The sequence below is a fragment of the Mycolicibacterium sp. XJ1819 genome (genome assembly GCF_053483675.1).
In genome coordinates this window covers 23,483-45,674 of sequence record NZ_JBEFST010000008.1, presented here as the reverse complement: position 1 = coordinate 45,674, position 22,192 = coordinate 23,483, and the positions used below count along the sequence as shown (strand labels likewise).

Genomic DNA, 22,192 nt, shown 5'->3' with positions numbered 1-22,192 from the left:
AAGGAGCGGAGGAGCCATGAGGATCGAAATCGCCAGTCAGTCCGAGACACGTCGGCTTTTCGCCGAACAACACGGCGCCGATGACGGCATCCTGAGCTTTCCGACGACAGCGTGTGTCTCGACCGACGGGTGCTGCCCGAATTGTCGGGACTGCTACGACGACTGCGTCACCTGTGCACTGTGCAAAGACCGTGGCTGCCCACACTGCGAGGTCCCCGACCTGACGCCCAGGACGGCCAATATGTTGGTGATCGCCGGCGTCACGCTTGGCGCCCACGCGGGGGAGCAGATGCTGCGCAGCCGGCAACCGGTGTTCATGGACCAGATCGTGCGTGCGTTCGAGGCGCTCACCGATGCGTTCAGACACGGGCGCAGACCCGTCCCCGGCTGCCTGCTCGAACAGCTCTGTCTACATCTGATGATCGCCTACGGCACCGAACTGGCGTGCGGCGTGGGCGATGCGTTCAACGTGGGCCTGCCCGTCTCCGACTACGACTACGACTTCGACCGCCTCTACGACACGCTGCTGGCCGACGAGCAACACCTGGGTCTGCTGCGCATCGCCGATCTGAAGGCCCACGCCGTCGACATCTTCGATTTCGCCGACCTGGGCGCCAAAACCTCCACAACCGTGATCGAGCGGCTGTTGACGCCGTTCGACGAGCGGGTCGGATAGCCCGTCCGGCTAGCTTGGGACGGGAAACCGCACCCACAACTCATTGAGGGTGTGGGTGCCCGCCGGAAAGTCGATCTTGGAATCGCTGTGGGGTGCGAGTTCGAATTCGGGTATGCGCGCCAACCATTCGTTGACCACCAGGCGCAGCTCCATCCTGGCCAGGTGCATGCCCAGACACCTGTGCGGGCCGCCGCCGTAGCCCCAGTGCCGGCGAATCGACCCGTCGAGGCGCATGTCGTCGCCGCCGTCTTCCCGGCTGATCGCGCCCAGGCACAGCCGGACCTGGGTGTCGGCGGGAATGGTGACATCGCCGATGGTCGCAGGGGCCGTGGTCATCCTGGGCACCGCCGGGACCGGCCCCTCCAGTCGGACGATCTCCTCGATGAACCGGTCGATCGCGCCGTCGTTCTGGCGCAGGTCCCGACGCAGCCCGGGGTCGCGGGCCAGCTCATACATCGCGAAGCCGATGGCTGAGGTCACGGTGTCGAGTCCGGCGAGCACGAACAGGAAGCTGAGACCGATTGCCTCCTGGTCCGACAGCGGTTGTTCTCCAGTCAGAACCTGTGACAGCACGTCGTTTCCGGGATTGCGCTTGCGCTCGTTGACCGCTTCGGTGAGGAAGGCGAACAGCTCCAGGGCCGGCGTGATGTCGGCGTCCTCGGCCGGTTTCTCGGACAGTGCGATGACGGCGTCCTTCCACGCGACCAACCGGTCGCGTTCGGCCAGCGGTAGACCGAACAGTGCGAGGAAGACCTGCGAAGGATAGGGGATGGCCACCTCGGCGACCACATCGCACTCGCCCTTGGTCGCGATGTCGGCGACGATGTCGCTGATCTGTTCCTGCAGCGACGGCAGAAGCCCCTTGAGGGCACTGGGGCTGAAGAACGGCTGCAGGATATGGCGATAGCGGGTGTGCTTTGGCGGGTCGAAGGCCAGCGGCACCAGCGGCAGCGGGCTGCCCAGCATCGCGGTCGCCTTCTCCGAGGAGAACAACTCCGGATCGCGCAGCGCCGCGAGGACGTCGTCTCTCCGGGTGATGTAGTAGTAGGAAACCTCCTCGGCGTACACCACCCGACCGGCGTCGCGGATCGCCTTCCAGCCGTCCGCCCGACTGGCCACCATTGGCACCTCGCTGAGCCGGATCCGTGGCACCTGGCCACCGCCGGAACCAGTGTTCGTGGCCATCGGAACCTCCTGTCCCATCGTCGAACCCGTTGGGCGCGTGTCTTCTTCGCCGCACATGGTTGCGCTCTGATCATAACAGCATTATTATTTAAATAAATAACGTATTTCGACTCTTGATTGAGGAGAACGAATGGCCGCCACGAGCGGTAGCGAGGCCGCGGCGGGGACCGATCCCGACCCGCTGCTCGACCTGACCGGCCGGGTCGCGGTGGTCACCGGCGGTGGCACGGGCATCGGCGCGCGCACAGCGCAACTGCTCGCCTCCCGCGGCGCCGACGTCGTGCTGGCCGGCCGGACCCGGGAAACCCTCGCCCGCAACGCCGACGAGATCCGCCGGCTCACCGGCCGCGACGCCCTCGTGGTGCCGACCGACGTCCGCGATCCAGCCAGTGTGGAGGCGCTGCTGGACGCGACGGCGACGAAGTTCAACGCGCTGCACATCCTGGTGAACAACGCCGGCGGCGCTTATATGCATGCGCTCAAGGACACCCCGCCCGACCGCTGGCGTAATGCCGTTGAGCTGAATCTGGACTCGGCCTATCTCTGCATGCGTGCCGCGCTGCCGTACCTGGCCGCGGCGCGGGGAGCGATCGTCAACATCTCGTCGGCGGCCGGGGTGCTCGGGGTCAAAGGCGGCGCAGCATATGCCGCGGCCAAGGCGGGTCTGCAGATGCTGACCCGCGTCACCGCCGCCGAGTGGGGCCCGAAAGGTGTGCGGTGCAACGCGATCGCGGTCGGCAGCGTGGCCAGCGAGGGTGCGCTGCGCTCATGGGCACGGTTTGGCGCGACACCCGAGTCGATGGCACGCGAGATACCGCTGCGTCGCGTGGGCTGGCCCGACGACATCGCATACGGAGTGCTGTTCTTCGTCAGCCCGATGAGCGCGTGGATCAGCGGCCAGACGCTGTCCATCGACGGGGGACCACGCATACCCGCCGCCCTCGACGACGAGGCGCTGTGATGGTGGCAGTCAGTTCAATCGCGCCCGGCGACGGCGCGTTCACCGACGAACTGGGGGCCGGTATCGCCAGCTACGGCCCCCGGCCGTGTATGGAGTTCGAACGTCGGTGGTACAGCGGAGACGAAGTCGCCACGCTGATCAATGAATTGATCGCCGAACTCGATCACGCCGACGTCCCCGCTGACGGATTGATCGGTCTGGTCGCACGCAACCGGTTGCCTCACGCAGCGGCCATCGTCGGTCTGGTCGCGGCCCGGCGGTCGATGGCGATGATCTACTCTTTTCAGTCGCCGGAATCGGTTGCTCGCGACATCGAAAAGCTCAAGCCCGCCGCGGTCATTGCTGAGCGAACCGACTGGAGTCCGGCGGTGCTCGAGGCCGCAAAGCGCTGCGGCAGCGTCGGTGTGGCGCTGGAGGCGTCTGCCCCCCATGCCCACGTGATCGTCGCCCGCCGCCAGGTGAGCGGCAGCGCGACGGTGGCCACCGAGAACTCGCCCAGCATGCACATCCTCACCAGTGGTACGACCGGTCCGCCCAAGCGGATGCCGATTCCGCTGCCAGTCCTGCAGCGGGCCGTACTGAGCGCGAACGCCACCCCGGCGGGGCCTGACGACCCGCCCGACGTGGTGTACTGGCCGTTCGCCAGCATCGGGGTGTGCCAGTTGATCGCTGCGGCCTACTCGGGCCGGCGAATGGTGCTGCTGGAGAAGTTCAGCGTCGACGAGTGGGTGCGCGCGGTGAAGACCTACGCCGTCAAGATCACCGCCGTGCAGCCCCCGGTGATCCGGATGCTGCTCGAGTCCGACACCGCCAAGGAGGATCTGGCCTCGCTGGAGTACCTCTTCGGCGGAAGCGGGCCGCTTGAGGCCGACGCCCGGGAAGCCTTCGAGAAACGCTTCGGTATACCGGTGCTGTGGGCATACGGCGCAACGGAATTCGCTGGCTCGGTCTGCGGCTGGACGCCAGAGATGTACCGGAAGTACGGCCGGGCCAAGCGGGACAGCGTCGGCAAGCCGCTGCCCGGCACGTCCGTGCGTGTCGTCGATCCGGACACCGGGGCCGAACTGCCGCCGGACGCGCGGGGGTATCTGCAGGCGCTCATCCCACTCATCGGGCCGGATTGGATTCCCACCACCGACATCGCCTCCGTCGACGAAGACGGCTTCGTCACGTTGCACGGGCGAGGCGACGGTGCCATCAACCGGGGTGGCTTCAAGATCCTGCCCGAAACCGTTCGGCGGGCACTGCTCACCCATCCCGCTGTACGTGACGCGTGTGTGGTCGGCGTGCCCGACGCCCGGCTCGGCCACGTGCCGTTCGCTGCCGTCGAAACCGTCGCGGGTGCGGCCGGCCCGATCGAGGAGCAGCTCAAGCAACTGGTGCGCGATTCGCTTCCGCGCCACCATGTTCCGGTCGCGGTCGTCATCGTGGACGAACTGCCGCGAAATCATGCGATGAAGGTGAAGCTGCGTGATGTAGAAGCGCTCTACCGACAGGGGCGAGCCGGAGAAGACGCGAAATGACAACACCAAACACGACGCTGCCCGGGTGGGCAGATCAGATGCGGGCCTTGGAGCCGGTCGCCGACCGACTGATCGCCAAATGGGGCAGGCCGAACGTCACCGAGGCCGAACGCCAGGACATGTACCGGCTGGTGCTGTCGATGCTCTCGGCCGGATACCTGTGTCACGTCTACATGGATCCACACCGACCGGTGTGGGCCCCGCTGTGGAACATCGCGTTCAACCAGGGCGGCCCGGACCCCGACTTCGTCTACAAGACAACGACGATCGACGACCAGGGCAGCTACCGCATCTCGGGCTATCGAGGGACCAGCCGATTCGTCGAGATCACCCAGCAGAGCTGGCTGTTCCTCACCACGATCGCCGACATGAAGCCGGCGCCCGCCACCCACGATCTCGACGACTTGACCATCGCCGACGACGGCTACTTCAGCGTGCTACTCAGCCCCGAGCGTCCGCGCGGATACACCGGCGACTGGTGGCAACTGCATCCCGGGACGAAGCGGCTGCTGATGCGCATGTGTGCGTGTGACTGGGCCGGCGAGCAGGACGCCCGGATGGCGATCGAGAGGCTCGACGATCTTCCGGCGTCCACCACCGCGGAGACGACTCAGAGGTTCGGCGAACTTCCCCAGTGGATCGAGGGGATGATCAGCCTGGACATGGAGCTTGTGCAGTACTACCGCAAGCACCATCCGACCAACGGCATCAAGCGATCCGGCGTCAGCGACGGCATGGGCAGCCTGCCCAACCAGGTCTACTACGACGGGATCTACGAGATCGACGACGACGAGGCGCTCATCGTCGAAACGGAGTTGCCACGGCAGTGTCGCTATTGGCAGATCCTTGTCGCCGACGACCGGTTCAGCACCGTCGACTGGGTCAACCGCCAGTCCAGCCTCAACGACGTGCAGGCCGTCCTCGACGACGACGGTCGCTTCCGCGCCGTGATCTGCGCACGCGATCCCGGGGTACCGAATTGGCTCGACAAGGCCGACAACAAGTGGGGGATGCTGCAGATGCGCTGGAACAAGCCGAGTAACGCGCCCGACCCGACCGTCACCAAGGTCGCCCTCGCCGACGTACGAGACCACCTGCCTCCCGAGACCCCGGTGGTGACTTTGGCCCAACGCACAGAACAACTTCGCCGTCGTCGCGAAGCCGCGCAGTTTCGGAGGTTGTGGTGACCGACCGCATTCGCTATCCCGCCGCAGACGAATTGATGGACCGAGCGCGGGAAAAACGCGGCCTCGACGACTTCGGGACCGGCGATTTTCGGGAGGGTCTCGAGGTGCTGCTCGACAGCCTGGCGGCCGACGCACGGCTTGCGCCCCAAGACGCGGGCGCCGCCGTCGACATGGTGTGCCGGCGTCTGGTGAACCGACTCGAAATCGAGGAATGGTATCGCACGCATCCCGAACTCGACGAGCTGTCGGTGGACGGTCCGGTATCGGTGATCGGTCTACCGCGTACCGGGACAACCGCACTGGGCAACATGATGTCGCTGGACGAGCGGTTTCGCCCGTTGCGTAACTGGGAACAGGAACAGCCGTGTCCGCCGCCGACGCTGCCCGACGAGCGATGCGATCCGCGTCGGGTCGCGGCGATTGAAGGCCACCAGATCGTCAGCGATGACCTGAAGGCCATGCACATCTTCGACACCGATGCCTCGACCGAGGACACCGAGGTGCTCGGCCTGGGTTTCCGTGCGCAGCAGATGACGCTGCCGGTGTTCGGCTACCACAACTGGTGGCGGGACACCGACATGCGCGACACCTACGCCTACCATCGCCGCGTGGCGGTGCTTCTGCAATCGCGGCGCCCACCGAACCGCTGGCTGTTCAAATGCCCGCATCAGAAGTTCCACCTCGAAGATTTCCTCGCGGCCTATCCCGACGCGAAATTCGTCATGGCGCATCGTGATCCAGCCAAAATCGTACCGTCCTACGCCAGCCTGGTGGCGACCGTCTTCCCCGGGAACTGGCCGGCCACCAACGACTGTGCGCGCCTGGGCAGACATATCGCCGAACATCTACGCCTCGGAATGGAGCAGGCCATGGCGGCGCGGGCCCGCATCGGCGAGAACCGGTTCCTCGATGTGCATCACCGAGAGTTGATCCGGGACAGACATGCCACGATGCAGCGGGTGTACGAGTTCCTCGGCATGGAGTTGACCCCGTCCCTTCAGGAGCGGATGGATCGCTGGCAGGCGCAGAACCGGCCGTCAGCGCATGGCGTACACCGCTACTCGCCGGAGCAGTACGGATTGTCAGCTGATGCGATTCGCTCCGACTACGACTTCTACATCCGCCATTTCGACGTCGAGTTGGAGGACTGATGCTGTCCGGAGAGAAGATCCTCGTGACGGGCCCTGCCGGGCGCATCGCCTATGCCGTCACCGCCGCCCTCACCCGCGACAACGACGTGTGGGGCATCGCCCGCTTCAGCGACCCGGCCCAGCGTGACGAGGTCGAGGCCCTCGGCGTCACGACACGCGCCGCCGACCTGATGACATGTGAGTTCGGCCATCTGCCGCGCGATTTCACGTATTTGCTCCACATCGCCGCCAACTTCGAGAACACCACTTATGACCGGGCCATCACGATGAACGCCGAGGCCACGGGTTTCCTGCTCGAGCATTGCCGTAATGTCAAAGCCGCGCTGGTGATGTCGACCGTGTCGGTGTACAAACCGCACCCCGACCCGTGGCACCGGTTCCGTGAAGACGACCCCCTTGGGGACATGCTGGCCCATGACCCGCCGTGCTATCCGGTGAGCAAGATCGGCAGCGAAATCGTTGCCCGCTACTGTGCCAGAGCGATGGACATTCCCGTCGTCATCGCCCGGATGAACGCTGCCTACAACGAGCGCGGCGGACTTCCCGCGATCCACCTGGACCGGATGTTGGCCGGCGAATCCGTGATAGCGCGGTGGGATCCACTGCCCTACAGCATCATCCACAGCACTGACATCATCGACCAGCTGGAAGCGCTGTTGGACGCGGCCAGCACTCCGGCGACGATAGTGAACTGGTGCGGAGACGAAGCGGTCAGCGTCCAGGAGTGGGTGCCATACATGGCGGAAATCCTCGGCATCGACGCTCGCATCGACACGGTGCCGATGACCGGAGCCTCGCGGGGCGCCGCGGCCGATCCCACCCGCCGCCGGGCGATCACCGGGCCGTGCACGGTGAACTGGCGAGACGGCATCCGGCAGCTGGTGACCGCACGGTGTCCGGATCGGGTCACCACCGGTTGACGGTCATGGACTATACGAACGCACCCGCCGAGATCAGGGATCTGGACAGAAGCTGCCGCCGGCATGAGACGCCCTGCGGCGACGGGTCACTGGTGTGGCGGGTGTGGGGTGTCGGACCGCCCCTGCTGTTGTTGCACGGGTCGCACGGTTGTTGGACGCATTGGGTGCGCAACATCTGCGCCATGGCGCAGGCCCGCGAGGTGTGGGTGCCCGACATGCCGGGCTATGGCGAGTCGGCGCCGCCCCCTGATCTCGACAGCCCGCCCAGCCATGCCCAGCCGCTGTCGAAGGGGTTGCGCTGGCTGCGGAATGACGATAGCCCGGTCGATGTGGTGGGGTTCTCCCTGGGCGCGCTGATCGGCGCGCACCTCGCGGTGTTCGACGCCGACCTGGTGCAGCGGCTTGTCATCGTCGACGCCGGAGGTCTGGGCACCCCGATGCCGATGGCGCACCTGAACCTGCGGTCGCTGCGGGGCCTGCACGGCGACGAAGCAGTCGCGGCCCGCCGCCACAACCTGCTCACGATGATGATCCACGACCCGGCGGCGGTCGACGACCAAGCACTGTGGATCGACGAGTGCAGCCCCACACCGCGAACTCATGTGCACCACCAGGTGATTCCGGACCGGCTCGTCGAGGTTCTGCACAAGGTGCCGGTGCAGTTCGACGCGATCTGGGGGGAGTACGACCGACCCCATCCCGACCCGGAGGTCAACGTCGCCGTGCTGCGCGACCTGCAACCCGGCGCGCAGCTGCGCACGATTCCGAGAGCCGGGCACTGGTCGATGTACGAGGGCGCTGAGCACTTCAACCGCGCGCTTCGTGAGCTGCTGGAAATGCCGCTGCGCCAACCGTAACAGGACTTTGAGAATGCATCCCAGGATCTCGATCAGTGCGATCTCGACCATCAACTGGACCGTAGAGCAGGACCTGCAGCTGTACCGAACCGCGGGCGCCACCGCGGCGAGTGTGCTGTTCTCGAAGCTCGGGTCCGACGTCGACGCGGCCCTCGCCGCGTTCCGGGGCAGCGGAATTCGGTGTTCCTGTGTGGTGGCGGGCGGTGGCGTCGGCACCCCGCTGATCGGAAATCCACACGGGGCGCTGAGCCTCCTGCGGCCGGCGATCGACGCCGCCGCTGCGCTGGGCGGACCACCGTGCTACTTCACCTCGGGCGCGACGCCCGAACGGATGACGACCGACGACGCCTACGCCGTGTTGGTGCGCGAGCTGGGACCCGTCTGCGATTACGGCGCGCAGCGCGGCATCCGGCTCGGCATCGAGAACAACAGCATCGCCACCCGCGACAACGGTTTCATCCACACCGTCGCCGACTGCGTGGCGCTGTCCAACGACACCGGTCTGGGCATCTGCCTGGACCTGCAGAACTGTTGGACCGAAAGCCATCTCGATCGGCTGTTCCGCGCCCATATCGACCGGTTCATCATCGTGCAGGTCAGTGATTTCTGCGTCGGCGAGTCGCTGCGATTCAACCGGGCGGTCCCCGGTGACGGCTCGATGCCTTTGGAATGGCTGCTCGAACGCGTTCTGGACGCGGGTTACCAGGGCTTCTTCGACGTCGAGGTGCTTGGTCCGAGGATCGAAGACGAGGGATATCCGTCCGCGATCGCGCGCAGCGTCGAATGGCTGTCCGAACGGTTGAGCGCGTGGGGCGTGTGATCGGCGGCAGATTGCGGATCAGGGCTGCTGTTGCGTCAACATCCACGCCGCGAGTTCCGTGCGCGAGCTGAAGCCGCACTTGACCAGGATGTTGCCGACGTGAGTTTCGGCCGTGCGCGGGGCGATGACGAGCGACTGCGCGATGTCCTTGTTGGAAAGGCCCCGGGCGACCAGTTGAGCGACTTCGCGTTCGCGCCGAGTCAACAGGCTGTCCGCGCCGGGTTTCGGAGCCGCCGTCCTCGTCTTTTCGTCGAGTGCCAGTGCGATCGCGTCCTCGCGGGAGAGCCTGCGGCCCTCCCCGTACAGCGAGGCGTAACGTCGCGCGTCGCAGGCCGCCGTCAGTTGTTCGACGCAGCGGTCGTGGTGCGCTGAGATCATCGCAAGATGGGCGGGGACAGCGCCGCTTCTCTCCCAGTGCACGCTCGCCGCCCCCAGCAAGACGATCGCGCGCTTCGCCTCATGACCACTGAGCACCCACGCCATGCTCTCCAGGCAGGCCGCCACGCCGATCACGTCGACAAAGCCGTTCTTCATCCGCAATGCCTGCCGAATCATCCGTAGTGCGGTGTCGGTATCGCCCGTCGTCCAGGCTCCGACCCCCGCGTTCCACACCGACATCGACCGGAACCACGTTTCGCCCGCGCATTGGCTGAGTCGTAGGCATTCGTGATGCACGGCCAACGCCTGCTCGCGCTCGCCCGCCTCGCCGTGCGCCATCTGCGCGATCATCATGCAGGTGAGTTGATCGGCGACCGCATCTGTGCACTGGAACTGCCTCATCGCCCGAGCGCTGAAATCCAATGCGTCGCTCCATTGGCCGCGATACATCGCCCACATCGCCGCGGCCTGGTCCAGGTACGCCTGGCTTTCGGCGTCCAGATGTACCGACAGGCCGCGTCCCCGCTCGATGTAGGCGCTGCCGGTCGCCAAATCTCCTTGTGTCATAGCGAGTCTGGCCACGGTGCACAGCGCCTGGCACAGGACGTGTTCCTTGGCGTTGTCCGCCGACGCCATCAGGGTGTCGAGCCAATGCCGGCCTTCGCCGACCGCACCCATGGTCAGCCACTGCTCACTGAGCGCCACCGCCGCGCGCAGCCCGGCCTCGGCATGATCCGGGTGGTCGGCGCAGAACTGCAGGGCGGCTGAGAGATTCGCCCAGTTGCGGCTCAACCTGGTAATCCATCCGCTCTGGTCGGAGGTCGCCCACTGCGATTCGGACCGAGTCGCCATATCCAGGAAGTAGCGGCTGTGACGACGACACGTCTCGGTCAGTTCACCGGATTCCCGTAGCTTCGCCCTGCCGTACTCACGGATGGTTTCCAGCATCCTGTAGCACATCTGCCCGGCCGACGGCTCACAGGTCAGCACGGACTTGTTTACCAGCGAGAGAAGCACTTCCAGGATGTCCGTCTCGGACTGCCCCTGGCCGCAGACCGCGGTGACCGCCTCGATGTCCAGTGAACCGCTGAAAACCGACGCCTTGGCCCACAGTGCTTTCTCCTGCGGGCTGCAGAGCTCGTAGCTCCAGTCGATGCAGTTATGAAGTGTGCGTTGGCGTTCGGGGGCACCGCGGTTGCCGGTGTTGAGCAGGCGGAATCGCCGCGATATCTGGTCGAGCAGTTGCGTCGGCCCCAACGCACGCAGCCGTACCGCGGCCAGTTCAAGGGCCAGTGGAATGCCTTCCAGCCGGCGGCAGATCTCTGCGATCGCCGCCACGTTGGCGTCGCCGTCCAGTTGCACGCCCGGACAAGCCATTGCGGCACGGTCGACAAACAGGGCCACGCTGTCGCAGGTGGTGTCGGCGCCGAAGGCGGGTACCGGCAGCGGGGCGACGGCGAGCACGGCCTCGCCGAGAAGGCCCAGCGGTTGTCGGCTGGTGGCCAGCACGTGCAGGTCGGGACAACTGTGCAGCAGTCGGGTGACCAGCTCCGCGCATCCATCCAGGACGTGTTCGCAGTTGTCCATGATCACCAGTGCGGATGAATCGACGAGGTGGTCGATGAGCGCGGCAAGCGTACGTCCCGACGAGGTGGTGCCGAGTCCCAGGGCCGTCGCCACCGTGTCCGCCAATAACGTCTCGTCGGAGAGGGTGGACAGGTCCACGAACCACACCCCGTCACGAAAGGCCCGGCTCACATCGGTTCCGCACCGCAGCGCCAGCCGCGTCTTTCCCACGCCGCCGATGCCGGTGATCGTCACCAGCCGCGACACCGACAGCAGCCGACGCACCTCGGCCCGCTCGGAGCGCCTACCGACGAAGCGGGTCAACTCCGCGCCACCGCCTCGAAGCGACAGCCGTGGCTTGTCCGATTCCGGCATCGATGCGACCGTCAGCCAAGTGGGCCTTGCGATTCAGGCTCCCGCCGGCATCGGCTGGTCGGCCGTGACTCTGGGGAAGTTCAGCAGCCGGCGCGCGTTCTCCTCGACGATCAGCGCGCATTCTTCGTCAGGAACGTCGGCCAGCACCTCAGCGGCGCGCTTGCGGGAGTTCGGCCAGTTCGAATCCGAGTGCGGGTAGTCGATTTCGAGCGTGATCCGGTCGACGCCGATCACATGCCTGTTGGTCAACCCGTGCTCGTCGTCGATGAAACAGCCCCAGAAATGCTGGCGGAACAGATCCGAGGGCCGCGTGTCGAAGTCGATCGACTGGTAGTAGCGGTGCCGCTCCCACACGAAGTCCGAGCGCTCCAGAATGTAGGGGATCCAGCCGATTCCACCTTCGGCCAGGGAGAACTGGAGGTCGGGGAACTGTTGCAGCTTCCCGGAGAACAACAGGTCGACGGTGGTCCACATGAGGTTCGAGGAGAACAGGGCGATCGCGACCGCGAACGGCGCATCGGGCGCCTCGATCTGGCCGGCGACCGGCTTGTTTCCGCTGAACGAGAAACCGGGAACGTAGGAGCCCGAACCGAAGTGCAGGGACACCGGCATGTTCGCCTCCGAGCAGACGCGCCACAGTTCGTCCCAGTGGTCGGTGTGGAACGACGGAAGCCCCAGACCCTTGGGGGTATCCGGAAACGACACCGTGCGTGCGCCTTTCGCCGCGACGCGTTTGGCCTCTGCGATGGTGGCGTCGATGTCCCAGATCGGCAGGATCGCCAGCGGGATCAACCGGTCTGGTGCGGTGGCGCACCATTCGTCGATGCAGAAGTCGTTCCAGGCCTGTATGCACAGCCGCGCCAACTCTTTATCTTTGGCCTCGGCGAACGTGCTGCCCGCGAAACCCGGGAACGAGGGGAAGCACAGCGCGGCCGTGACACCGTCGAGGTCCATATCCGCGACCCGCGCGGCGGGGTCGTAGCAGCCGGGAATCATGTCCTCGTATCGAACCGGATCCAGGCCCCACTGGTCGCGTGGCTTACCGGCCACGGCATTGAGCCCAACGGTCGGGAACACTTCGCCGTCGTAGGTCCAGACGTGGTTGTCGCCCATCTCGACGATGCGCGGGCCGCTTTCGCGGTACTTCTCGGGCAACCGGTCCTGCCATACGCGCGGATGTTCGATGAGGTGGTCGTCGACGGAGACGATCTGGTGTTGGTCCTGCAGGGGCATGAGAGACTCCGATCGTTTCTGACACGTCGTCTAAGTTTCTGACTATATGTCTCAGAATCGTAGCGCCGGGCGCGGCCGCCGGGAACGAATTGCGCAAAATCGATGCCGGGCGGGATGCGGCAATTCACCAACGCGGTTTGGCCAACGGGAAGGGCAGCGTCTCACGGATGCTGCGGCCAGTGATGAGCATGACGACACGGTCCACCCCCATCCCGAGCCCACCGGTCGGCGGCATCGCGTACTCCATGGCCTGCAGGAAGTCCTCGTCGAGTTCCATCGCCTCGGGATCGCCGCCGGCGGCCAGCAGCGACTGCTCCTGCAGTCGACGGCGCTGCTCGACCGGATCGGTGAGTTCGCTGTAGGCGGTACCCAATTCGACGCCCCAGGCCACCAGGTCCCAGCGTTCGGCGAGGCCCGCGATGCTGCGGTGCGGACGGGTCAGCGGGGATACCGAGGCGGGAAAGTCCTTGTAGAACGTCGGCTCCTCGGTGCGCTCCTCGACCAGGCGCTCGTACAGTTCGAGCACCACGGCACCGGTGTCCCAGTGGTTCAGGTAGGGGACACCCGCGGCGTCGCACAGCCTCCGTAGTGTCGCCAGGTCGGTATCGGGGCCGACGGGTTCGCCGAGCGCTTCCGACACCGCGCCGTGCACGGTCTTGACCGCCCACTGCCCGGAGATGTCGACGGGTTCGAGCCGACCGTCCTCACGCGGCCGCAGGAACACCTGGGCGCCATTGGCGACTTGGGCGGTGTTCTGAATGAGCTCACGACAGCCGTCGATCCACACGTTGTAGTCCGCGTGCGCCCGATAGGCCTCCAACAGTGTGAACTCCGGATTGTGGCTGAAGTCCACGCCCTCGTTGCGAAAAGCCCGCCCCAGTTCGAAGACCCGCTCGACACCGCCGACGCACAGCCGCTTCAGATACAACTCCGGGGCGATGCGCAGATACAGGTCGAGATCGTAGGCGTTGATATGGGTGAGGAACGGCCGTGCGTTGGCGCCGCCGTGGATCTGTTGCAGGATCGGGGTCTCGACTTCCAGAAAGCCCTTGCCCACCAACGTTTCACGGATCGCTTGCAGAACGCCGCTGCGCGCCCGGATCAGATCGCGGGCATCGGTGTTGATCGCGAGGTCGACGTAGCGGGCGCGCACCCGCGCCTCCTGGTCGGTCAGCCCCTTCCACTTGTCGGGCAGCGGTCGCAGGCACTTGCCGATCAGCCGCCAGTCTTGAACCAGAAGCGAGCGGGTGCCTCGCTTGCTGTAGCCCATCGTGCCGGTCACCTCGATGAGGTCACCGAGGTCGAGAGCGTGGGTGAAGTCCGCGGTGGTACCGCTCTGCAGACGGGAATTGTCCAGCAGCAGTTGAAGGTCTGCCGACCAGTCGCGGAGCTGGGCGAACAGCACGCCACCGTAATCCCGCACGCGCAGTAGCCGGCCGGCCACCGTCACCGGCTCGGCGTCGTCGGCGTCGGTCGTCTCCGCGACGGTGTGGCTGGGCGGTCGGCCCACCGGATACGCGTCGACACCGCTGTCCTGCAGCGCTTTCAGCTTGGCCATCCGGACCCGCACCTGTTCGGGCAGCCGCGCCTGATCGTCGTCGTCGCCGACGGGCAGTTCGGTGGCCACCAGGCCCGGTGGCGCGGAGGTGTGGTGACCGGTGTGCGGCTGGTCGTGTCGACGCGAGAACGGCAGCACCAGAAAGCCCTCGGCGATCACCGATGCCACGCCGACGCGGGGTACCAGCCGGGCGTCGTCGTAGCAGGCGTAGCGGGGGACCCAGATGGGTTGGTATTTCATGTTCGACCGGTAGAGGGTCTCCAACTGCCACCAGCGCGAGAAGAACACCAGAAGCGCGCGCCAACACCTCGCCACCGGACCGGCGCCCAATTGCGCGCCCTGTTCGAACGCCGACCGGAACATCGCGAAGTTCAGCGAGATGCGGCTGATCCCGACTTCTTCGGCCTGCATGCACAGCTCGCTGACCATCAACTCGACGGTGCCATTCGGCGAGTCGGGCGAGCGCCGCATCAGGTCGAGTGACGCCCCGTTGCTGCCCCACGGCACCAGCGACAACATCGCGACCACACGGTCGGGGTCGGCGTGTTGCACGGCCTCGACGAGCAGGCAGTCGCCGTCGGCCGGATCGCCCAGCCGGCCCAGCGCCATGGAGAAACCGCGCTCGTCGTCGGTGTCGCGCCAGGCGTCGGCCCTGGCGATCACCTCGGCCATCTCCTCGTCCTCCAGGCCGCGGTGGCGCCGGATCCGCACGGTCACCCCGGCCCGGCGGGCGCGGGTGACGGCCTGCCGCACCGCGCGCATGTCGGGTCCGGACAGTCGGTAGGTGTCGGGGTGCAGGATCGCCTCGTCGCCGAGTTGCAGCGCGTTGAGACCGGCCGCCCGGTAGGTCTCGGCGCCGGCCGAACTCGCGCCCATCACCCCCGGGGCCCAGCCGTAGCGTTCGCACAGCGACAGCCACGCGTCGACGGCCTGCGGCCAGGCCTTCGGATCGCCGACCGGGTCGCCGCTGGCCAGGCATACCCCGACCTCGACGCGGTAGGTGATGGCCGCGCGGCCGTTCGGTGCGAACACCACCGCCTTGTCGCGCCGGGTGGCGAAGTAGCCCAGCGAGTCGTTCTTGCCGTAGAACTCGAGCAAGCCGCGGATCGCGGACTCGTCCTGCGCGGTGAGCGCGTTCTCGGCGCGTTGCGACTGGAACAACACGACCGCCGCGACCATCAGGGCCACCGCGCCGAAAAGGCCGAGCAGCGCGTTGATCAACCCGTGCGGCTGACCCGTGAACGCGTCGGCACTGGCGCCGGCGAACGCCCCGACCCTGTTGAGCGCGTAGAAGAACCGGTCCCCGCGGGCGAGCGAACCCGGGAACAACTCCAGCAGGCCCCAGCCGATCAAGGTGCCGACGGCCAACCCGGCCACCAGCGTCACCGCCGCCTTGACCAGCGCGCCGCGCCGCACCCGCGCCCAGAACTCGCGCCGAGCCAGCACCAGGAACGCGATCGCCGCGACGTGGAAGGCCAGGCCGACGACCTCGCCGATCTCCGCCTTCACGGTCTGGCCGCCGGTGCTCAGCGCGACGATGTTCCAGCCGGTCGCCGCGACCATGTACAGCACCAGAATCCACCACGCGATGCGTTTGCGCGCCGTCAGCGCCGCGGCCAGCAGCGCCAGCACGAACGCCCACGTGAAGCTGGTGTCGGGGAAGTTGAACAGATAGTCGTCGACGAACTCCCTCGGCACCCTGATCACCGACCGCACCAGCGGGGAGATGCTCGCCAGCAGCGACAGCGCGGCGATGACGCCGATGGTCCAGCCCGCCGCGGCCGGCACCCACGTGTACGGGGACGAGGTGCGGGCCCGGCGGGCCACGCTGGTTGCCGTCATAGGCCGCGAGGATATGCGCGGATCACCACACCAGGCCGGTGAATCTCTCACCGGGACCGTGGCCGGGTTCGTCCGGTACGGCGCTGGCTTCGCGGAACGCCAGCTGCAGGGTCTTCAGGCCGTCGCGCACCGGGCCGGCGTGCGGGCCGAGGTATTCGGCCGACGCCTTCACCAGCCCGGCCAGTGCCGTGATCAGGCGCCGAGCCTCGTCGAGGTCACGATGCGGGCTATCGTCGGGAGCATCGTCGGCCAGACCGAGTTTCTCGGCCGCGGCGCTCATCAACATCACGGCCGACCGGGTGATCACCTCCACCGCGGGGATGTCGGCCAGTTCGCGTATCGGCGCCGAAGCCGTCGTTTCGGTGGATGCGGAATCCTCGGTCATGCCTGTTAGACTGGCATGCGCGACCGTCCCGGTATAGCCGGGACAGCAAGTGGAGTCCCACTCCCACCGCTGGCCATCCGGTACAGCGGTCCGGTCAGGCGCTCAACGGCGCCTGTTCTGGTCGGCAATGGGCCCTGCTATATGCAGGGCTTTCTGTTCTGGCGAACAGGGCTGATGCTGTGGGCTCCTCAACAAGAGGACAACATAGGAGGGCCCATCAGCACTGAGACCCGCGTCAACGAGCGCATTCGCGTACCCGAAGTCCGTTTGATCGGACCGGGAGGTGAGCAAGTAGGAATCGTGCGCATCGAAGACGCACTCCGCGTCGCCGCGGATGCCGATCTCGACCTTGTCGAAGTCGCCCCGAACGCCAGGCCACCGGTCTGCAAGATCATGGACTACGGCAAGTTCAAGTACGAGACGGCACAGAAGGCGCGCGAGTCTCGCAAGAACCAGCAGCAGACCGTCGTCAAGGAACAGAAGCTCCGGCCCAAGATCGACCCCCACGACTACGAGACCAAGAAGGGTCACGTGATCCGCTTTTTGGAGGCGGGATCGAAGGTCAAGGTGACGATCATGTTCCGCGGCCGCGAGCAGTCCCGCCCCGAACTGGGGTACCGACTGCTGCAGCGGTTGGGCGCGGACGTGGCCGACTACGGCTACGTCGAGACCGCCGCCAAGCAGGACGGTCGCAACATGACGATGGTGCTGGCACCGCACCGTGGCGCGAAGACTCGCGCCAAGGCGGCGCACGATGCAGACGCGCCCGCTGCGCAGCGCGCAGGCGCTCAGAGCGGCGAAGCTTCGACCGAACAACCACAGAACTGAGGACACATGCCCAAGGCGAAGACCCACAGCGGCGCTTCGAAGCGGTTCCGGCGTACCGGGACCGGAAAGATCATGCGCCAGAAGGCCAACCGTCGACACCTGCTCGAGCACAAGCCCAGCACCAGGACCCGGCGCCTGAAAGGCCGCACGGTCGTGTCGGCCAACGACGCGGCCCGCGTGAAGAAGATGCTCGACGGCTAGTCAGCCGTATGCCCGTGTACGACCTGAACGAATAGGAAGTTTCCCATGGCACGCGTCAAGCGCGCAGTCAACGCCCACAAAAAGCGGCGCACGATTCTCAAGGCTTCCAAGGGGTATCGCGGACAGCGTTCGCGGCTGTACCGCAAAGCCAAAGAGCAGCAGCTCCATTCGCTGACCTACGCCTACCGCGACCGCAGGGCCCGTAAGGGCGAGTTCCGCAAGCTGTGGATCTCCCGGATCAACGCCGCGGCCCGCGCCAACGACATCACCTACAACCGGCTCATCCAGGGCCTGAAGGCCGCCGGTGTCGAGGTGGACCGCAAGAACCTCGCCGAGATCGCCATCAGCGACCCGGATGCGTTCGCGGCACTGGTGGAAGTCGCCAGGGCGGCACTGCCCACCGATGTCAACGCGCCGTCGGGCGAGGCTGCCTGACGCTCACCGAACGCTCGGCCCGGGTAGCGGCGGCGATCAAGCTGCACCGCCAGGTGGTCAGGCGTCGCGAAGGCCGCTTCCTGGCGGAGGGGCCCCACCTCGTCGAGGCCGCGCTGCGGCGCGGTCTGGTGTCCGAGGTCTTCGCCACCGAAGCCGCACTGGACCGGTTCGGTCCGATGCTCACCGATGTCCCGGTGCACCCGGTCACCGAGCGTGCCGCGAAGGCGTTGTCGGACACGGTGACCCCAGTCGGGCTGGTGGCCGTCTGCACGGTGCCCGAGACCACGTTGAGCGATGTGCTCGCTGAGCGGCCGCGGCTGCTGGCGGTCGCGGTGGCGCTCTCCGAACCCGGCAACGCCGGTACGTTGATCCGGACCGCCGACGCGATGGGTGCCGACGCCGTCGTGCTCGCCGGCCACAGCGTGGATCCCTACAACGGCAAGTGCATGCGCGCCTCGGCGGGCAGCATCTTCTCCGTCCCGGTCGTCGGCGCACCCGACGCCGGCGCGGCGGTCGCAGAACTCGGGGCCGCCGGCCTGCAGGTGCTGGCCACCACCGTCGACGGGGAAGTCAGTCTCGATGACGTGGAGCTGGATGGCCCGACCGCGTGGCTGTTCGGGGCGGAGGCCCACGGTCTGGCCGCCGACCTCGCCGGCATGGCCACCCACCGCGTGCGGATCCCCATCGAGGGCAGCGCGGAAAGCCTCAACGTCGCGGCGGCCGCCGCGATCTGCCTCTACCAGAGCGCCAAGGCGATGCGCCGGCGCTCGTCACGCTAGGCGTCGCTGAGCAATCCCCGGGCCACGTGGGTGATCTGCACCTCGTTGCTGCCCGCGTAGATCATCAACGACTTGGCGTCGCGGGCCAGCTGCTCGACGCGGTACTCGGTCATGTAGCCGTTGCCGCCAAACAACTGCACGGCCTCCATGGCGACGTCGGTGGCGGCCTGCGAGCAGTACCACTTGATCGCCGAGGCCTCCGGCAGCGAGATCGCCTGGCCCTTCTCGGCCGATTCGATCACCCGAAACAGGATGTTGCGCACGTTCATCCGGGCGACTTCCATGTTGGCCAGCTTGAGCTGGATGAGCTGGAACTGCCCGATCTCCTGGCCCCACAGCCTGCGGTTCTTGGCGTAGTCCACGCACAGCCGCAGACATTCCTCGATGACCCCGAGCGCCATCGCCGCCACCCCGATGCGCTCGGCGGAGAAGCTCGAACGCGCGCTGGCGCGTCCGTCGCCGGCTTTGTTGTCCTCGGTCTCGCCCAGCAGCCGGTCGCGGCCCAGCCGGACATTGTTGAAGAACAGCTCACCGGTGCGGGAACTGTGAATCCCCATCTTGCGGAACGGCTTTGACTGGACGAAACCGTCCATCCCGCGGTCCAGGACGAACGTCAGCACCTTGCGGTCGCGTTTGTCCACCCCGGGCTCGTCGAGCTTGGCGTACACCACCACGACGTCGGCGTCGGGGCCGTTGGTGATGAACGTCTTCTGCCCGTTGAGGATGTAGTCCTCGCCGTCACGCACCACATAGGACTTCATGCCGCCGAACGCGTCGGAGCCCGAGTCGGGTTCGGTGATCGCCCACGCGCCGACCTTGTCGTAGGTGACCAGGTCCGGCAGCCAGCGCTCCTGCTGGGCCAGGGTGCCGCGGCTCATGATGGTCGGCACGGTCAACCCGAGGCTGACGCCCATTCCGGTGACGATGCCCATCGAGACCCGGCACAGCTCGCTGACCACGACAAAGCCCATGCCGCCGGAGCCCTCGCCGAACATGCCGCCGCCCGACGACTTCCCGGCGGACTCACCACCCTCACGCAGCCTGGCCAGCCGCTTGTTCAGCGATTCACGCGCCATATCGGCGATGCCGAAGGTGGCGAACAGCTTGCGGACGATGGGGTAGGGCTCCATGTCGCCGCTCTCGAGATCGTCGACGTGGGGACGAATTTCCTTGTCGACGAACTCGTGCACGGCATCGCGCACCGCGAGATCGGTGTCAGACCATTCCAGCATGCCTTCAGGCTGCCTTACCCGGATTCTGGCGGCCACGCGGCCTCCCCAACGCCGCCAGGGAGAACGTGGTGTGCACCAGCGAACCGGCCCGGTCCAGCAGCGTCTTGCGGGGCGGCACGTAATGCATCGGCAGCCCCCGCCGGTCCCGCGGCGGCGCCATGAACGCGGGCGCCTCCACCAGCGGCGCGTCCTCGGGTAGCTTGCCCTCGGCCCTGCGATACGCCGACAGCGCCCGCGGGTGCAGCCGGATCTCGTCGGGCACCGCGACGAACGCCAATTCGACGAGCTTGCCGAAGATGCGCAACAGCACCTCGTCGCCCGGCGTCCAGCGCATGCCCGCCTTCTCCCGCACCGCCGGGTCGAACAGCCCCGCGGCGATCCACCGTTGCGCGCCGACCAATGGTTTGAAGATCTGATCCCAGATCGGCGTGGGCATCAACACGAACCAGGGCTTGGGGATGCGGATCGAGAAGATGTCCAGCGTCGCACGGTTGATCTCCAGCTCTTCGCGGCACTTCTCGTCCCAGTACTCGCAGAAGTCCTCCCACGACTCGGGCACCGGCCGCATGCTCATCCCGTACATCGCATACCACTGCACATGCTCGTCGAACAGCTGCCGCTTCTCGGCCTCCGTCAGGCCGCCGCAGAAGTACTCGGCGGTTTTGATGATCAGCATGAAAAACGTGGCGTGCGCCCAGTAGAACGTCTCGGGGTTCAGCGCGTGGTAGCGGCGCCCTTCGACGTCGACGCCCTTGATCGTCGCGTGGTAGTTCTTGATCTGCGCGCCCGTCTGCCGGGCACGGTCGCCGTCGTAGACCACACCCATGATCGGATACACCGACCGCGCGACCCGCTGAAGTGGCTCGCGCAGCAGGATCGAATGGTCCTCGACCCCGGCGCCGAGTTCGGGGTACATGTTCTGGATCGCGCCGATCCACACGCCCAGCATTCCGGTGCGCAGGTCGCCGAAGTACTTCCACGTGAGGGAATCGGGCCCGAGGGGGTGCGGCTGCTGTTCGGTCATCGGCTCCTCGCTAGGGTCTCGCGCTCACCGGTGCACCTCACGATAATGTTGACAACACACGTTGTCTACGACTTCGGCGGGCGTGGCGGCGCAGAGTTATCGACCCTCCACCCAGCCTCCACAGGCCCGTAACCAGCGGTTTCCGGCTCGTTTGGCGCCAGTGGAAACTGTTCCTTAGGCTCGGACCGTGGATGTCGAGTCGTTCGACGAACGATCCGGCAGCATCGGCGAACGGTCGCTCGGCCCGCTGAGCTGGCTGAAGAACACCAATCACCACCCCGCTGTCATCGCCTTTCTGCGCCGCGCCCGGAGATCGTTGCCAGGCGACCCGGAGTTCGGAGATCCGTTGTCGGCCAGCGGGGTGGGCGGTCCGAGCGCCGCGGCGCGGGCGGCCGACCGGATCCTGGAGCGCGATGCGGCCTCGCGCGAAGTCAGCCTCGGCGCACTGCAGGTGTGGCAGGCGCTGACCGAGCGGGTGTCGGGCAGGCCCGCCAATCGCGAGGCGACACTGGTCTTCACCGATCTGGTCGGCTTCTCGTCCTGGTCGCTGGACGTCGGCGACGAGGCCACCCTGCGGCTGCTGCGCCGGGTGTCGCAGGTCGTCGAGCCGCCGTTGTTGGAGGCCGGCGGTCACATCGTCAAGCGGATGGGGGACGGGATCATGGCGGTGTTCCCGCGGCCGGTCACCGCGGTGCGGGCGGCGATCACGGCCCGCGCGGCGTTGAAATCCGTCGACGTGGACGGCTACACGCCGAAGATGCGCGTCGGTATTCACACCGGCAGGCCCCAGCGGATCGGGGCGGACTGGCTGGGCGTCGACGTCAACATCGCCGCGCGGGTGATGGCCCGCGCGACCCGGGGCGAACTGGTGGTGTCGCAGGCGACCCTCGACGGCATTTCGGCCGAGGACTTCGAGACGCTCGGCGTGGAGGCCAGACGGCTTCGCAGGCCGCTGTTCACCCCGAAGCAGGACGGCGTACCCGCGGACCTGGTCGTGCATCGGTTGAAAACCCTGCGAACGCCGCCGAGTTCCCGTGACGACGCGCTTCACCCGGAGGTGTAGGCCCGGCGGCCAC

20 protein-coding genes are annotated in these 22,192 nt (G+C 66.7%); 13 read left to right on the top strand and 7 right to left on the bottom strand.

All coding sequences use genetic code 11. The annotated features are described in order from the left end of the window. The first annotated feature begins 16 nt into the window (after positions 1-16). Entirely contained in the window at positions 17-676 is a 660-nt protein-coding gene (locus ABQE89_RS10205; protein WP_448416212.1) for a hypothetical protein, read from the top strand. Between the two features lie 9 nt (positions 677-685). Here the strand turns inward: ABQE89_RS10205 and ABQE89_RS10200 are convergent, their stop codons facing one another. Next, positions 686-1,861, bottom strand: a complete 1,176-nt coding sequence (locus ABQE89_RS10200; protein ID WP_448416211.1) for a cytochrome P450 — start codon at positions 1,859-1,861, stop codon at positions 686-688. A 130-nt stretch (positions 1,862-1,991) separates the two neighbouring features. On the opposite strand from ABQE89_RS10200, the gene ABQE89_RS10195 reads away from it, so the two are divergent. The 7 genes from ABQE89_RS10195 to ABQE89_RS10165 are packed head-to-tail and all read left to right on the top strand — an operon-like array spanning position 1,992 to position 9,280. Next, positions 1,992-2,822, top strand: coding sequence for an SDR family NAD(P)-dependent oxidoreductase (locus ABQE89_RS10195; protein ID WP_448416210.1), 831 nt, complete (start codon positions 1,992-1,994; stop codon positions 2,820-2,822). Positions 2,823-2,824: 2 nt separating this feature from the next. Further along, entirely contained in the window at positions 2,825-4,345 is a 1,521-nt protein-coding gene (locus ABQE89_RS10190; RefSeq protein ID WP_448416209.1) for a class I adenylate-forming enzyme family protein, read from the top strand. Beyond that, positions 4,342-5,532 (top strand): DUF1214 domain-containing protein, encoded by a 1,191-nt coding sequence (locus ABQE89_RS10185; protein ID WP_448416208.1) that lies wholly within the window; start codon positions 4,342-4,344, stop codon positions 5,530-5,532. Before ABQE89_RS10190 ends, ABQE89_RS10185 begins: the two co-directional genes overlap by 4 nt. Next, positions 5,529-6,683 (top strand): sulfotransferase family protein, encoded by a 1,155-nt coding sequence (locus tag ABQE89_RS10180; protein WP_448416207.1) that lies wholly within the window; start codon positions 5,529-5,531, stop codon positions 6,681-6,683. Before ABQE89_RS10185 ends, ABQE89_RS10180 begins: the two co-directional genes overlap by 4 nt. Then, on the top strand, positions 6,683-7,603 hold the full coding sequence (locus ABQE89_RS10175; protein WP_448416206.1) for an NAD-dependent epimerase/dehydratase family protein: 921 nt from the start codon (positions 6,683-6,685) through the stop codon (positions 7,601-7,603). The genes ABQE89_RS10180 and ABQE89_RS10175 overlap by 1 nt, the downstream gene beginning before the upstream one ends. 5 nt (positions 7,604-7,608) lie before the next feature. Beyond that, positions 7,609-8,460: an alpha/beta fold hydrolase gene (locus ABQE89_RS10170; RefSeq protein ID WP_448416205.1), complete on the top strand. Its 852-nt coding sequence runs from the start codon at positions 7,609-7,611 to the stop codon at positions 8,458-8,460. A gap of 13 nt (positions 8,461-8,473) precedes the next feature. Beyond that, positions 8,474-9,280 (top strand): sugar phosphate isomerase/epimerase family protein, encoded by an 807-nt coding sequence (locus tag ABQE89_RS10165; protein ID WP_448416204.1) that lies wholly within the window; start codon positions 8,474-8,476, stop codon positions 9,278-9,280. Between the two features lie 18 nt (positions 9,281-9,298). Here ABQE89_RS10165 and ABQE89_RS10160 read toward each other — a convergent pair whose 3' ends face one another. The 4 genes from ABQE89_RS10160 to ABQE89_RS10145 form a co-directional block, all read right to left on the bottom strand. After that, the gene (locus ABQE89_RS10160; protein ID WP_448416203.1) at positions 9,299-11,599 is read right to left on the bottom strand and encodes an ATP-binding protein; all 2,301 of its coding nucleotides are present in this window, start codon (positions 11,597-11,599) and stop codon (positions 9,299-9,301) included. 33 nt (positions 11,600-11,632) lie between these two features. Continuing rightward, positions 11,633-12,832 carry an amidohydrolase family protein gene (locus ABQE89_RS10155; protein ID WP_448416202.1) on the bottom strand — a complete coding sequence of 400 codons (1,200 nt, stop codon included), beginning with the start codon at positions 12,830-12,832 and terminating at the stop codon, positions 11,633-11,635. A 124-nt stretch (positions 12,833-12,956) separates the two neighbouring features. Then, entirely contained in the window at positions 12,957-16,232 is a 3,276-nt protein-coding gene (gene lysX / locus ABQE89_RS10150; protein WP_448416201.1) for a bifunctional lysylphosphatidylglycerol synthetase/lysine--tRNA ligase LysX, read from the bottom strand. 22 nt (positions 16,233-16,254) lie between these two features. Beyond that, on the bottom strand, positions 16,255-16,617 hold the full coding sequence (locus ABQE89_RS10145; protein ID WP_448416200.1) for a DUF1844 domain-containing protein: 363 nt from the start codon (positions 16,615-16,617) through the stop codon (positions 16,255-16,257). A gap of 174 nt (positions 16,618-16,791) precedes the next feature. Between ABQE89_RS10145 and infC the strand changes: the two genes are divergently transcribed. From infC to ABQE89_RS10125, 4 genes are read left to right on the top strand one after another with little or no spacing between them, the layout of a single operon-like run. Continuing rightward, a complete protein-coding gene (gene infC, locus ABQE89_RS10140) occupies positions 16,792-17,445 on the top strand; it encodes a translation initiation factor IF-3 (RefSeq protein WP_448416199.1) in 654 nt (217 codons plus the stop codon). Positions 17,446-17,451: 6 nt separating this feature from the next. Then, positions 17,452-17,646, top strand: a complete 195-nt coding sequence (gene rpmI, locus ABQE89_RS10135; protein ID WP_448416198.1) for a 50S ribosomal protein L35 — start codon at positions 17,452-17,454, stop codon at positions 17,644-17,646. Positions 17,647-17,691: 45 nt separating this feature from the next. After that, positions 17,692-18,081 (top strand): 50S ribosomal protein L20, encoded by a 390-nt coding sequence (gene rplT / locus ABQE89_RS10130; protein WP_448416197.1) that lies wholly within the window; start codon positions 17,692-17,694, stop codon positions 18,079-18,081. Next, positions 18,078-18,860, top strand: coding sequence for a TrmH family RNA methyltransferase (locus ABQE89_RS10125; RefSeq protein WP_448416376.1), 783 nt, complete (start codon positions 18,078-18,080; stop codon positions 18,858-18,860). Before rplT ends, ABQE89_RS10125 begins: the two co-directional genes overlap by 4 nt. Here ABQE89_RS10125 and ABQE89_RS10120 read toward each other — a convergent pair. Next, the gene (locus ABQE89_RS10120; protein ID WP_448416196.1) at positions 18,857-20,092 is read right to left on the bottom strand and encodes an acyl-CoA dehydrogenase family protein; all 1,236 of its coding nucleotides are present in this window, start codon (positions 20,090-20,092) and stop codon (positions 18,857-18,859) included. The genes ABQE89_RS10125 and ABQE89_RS10120 overlap by 4 nt on opposite strands. Positions 20,093-20,096: 4 nt before the next feature. Next, entirely contained in the window at positions 20,097-21,116 is a 1,020-nt protein-coding gene (locus ABQE89_RS10115; RefSeq protein WP_448416195.1) for an oxygenase MpaB family protein, read from the bottom strand. A gap of 187 nt (positions 21,117-21,303) precedes the next feature. Between ABQE89_RS10115 and ABQE89_RS10110 the strand changes: the two genes are divergently transcribed. Then, a complete protein-coding gene (locus ABQE89_RS10110) occupies positions 21,304-22,179 on the top strand; it encodes an adenylate/guanylate cyclase domain-containing protein (protein ID WP_448416194.1) in 876 nt (291 codons plus the stop codon). The last annotated feature ends 13 nt before the right edge of the window (positions 22,180-22,192 follow it).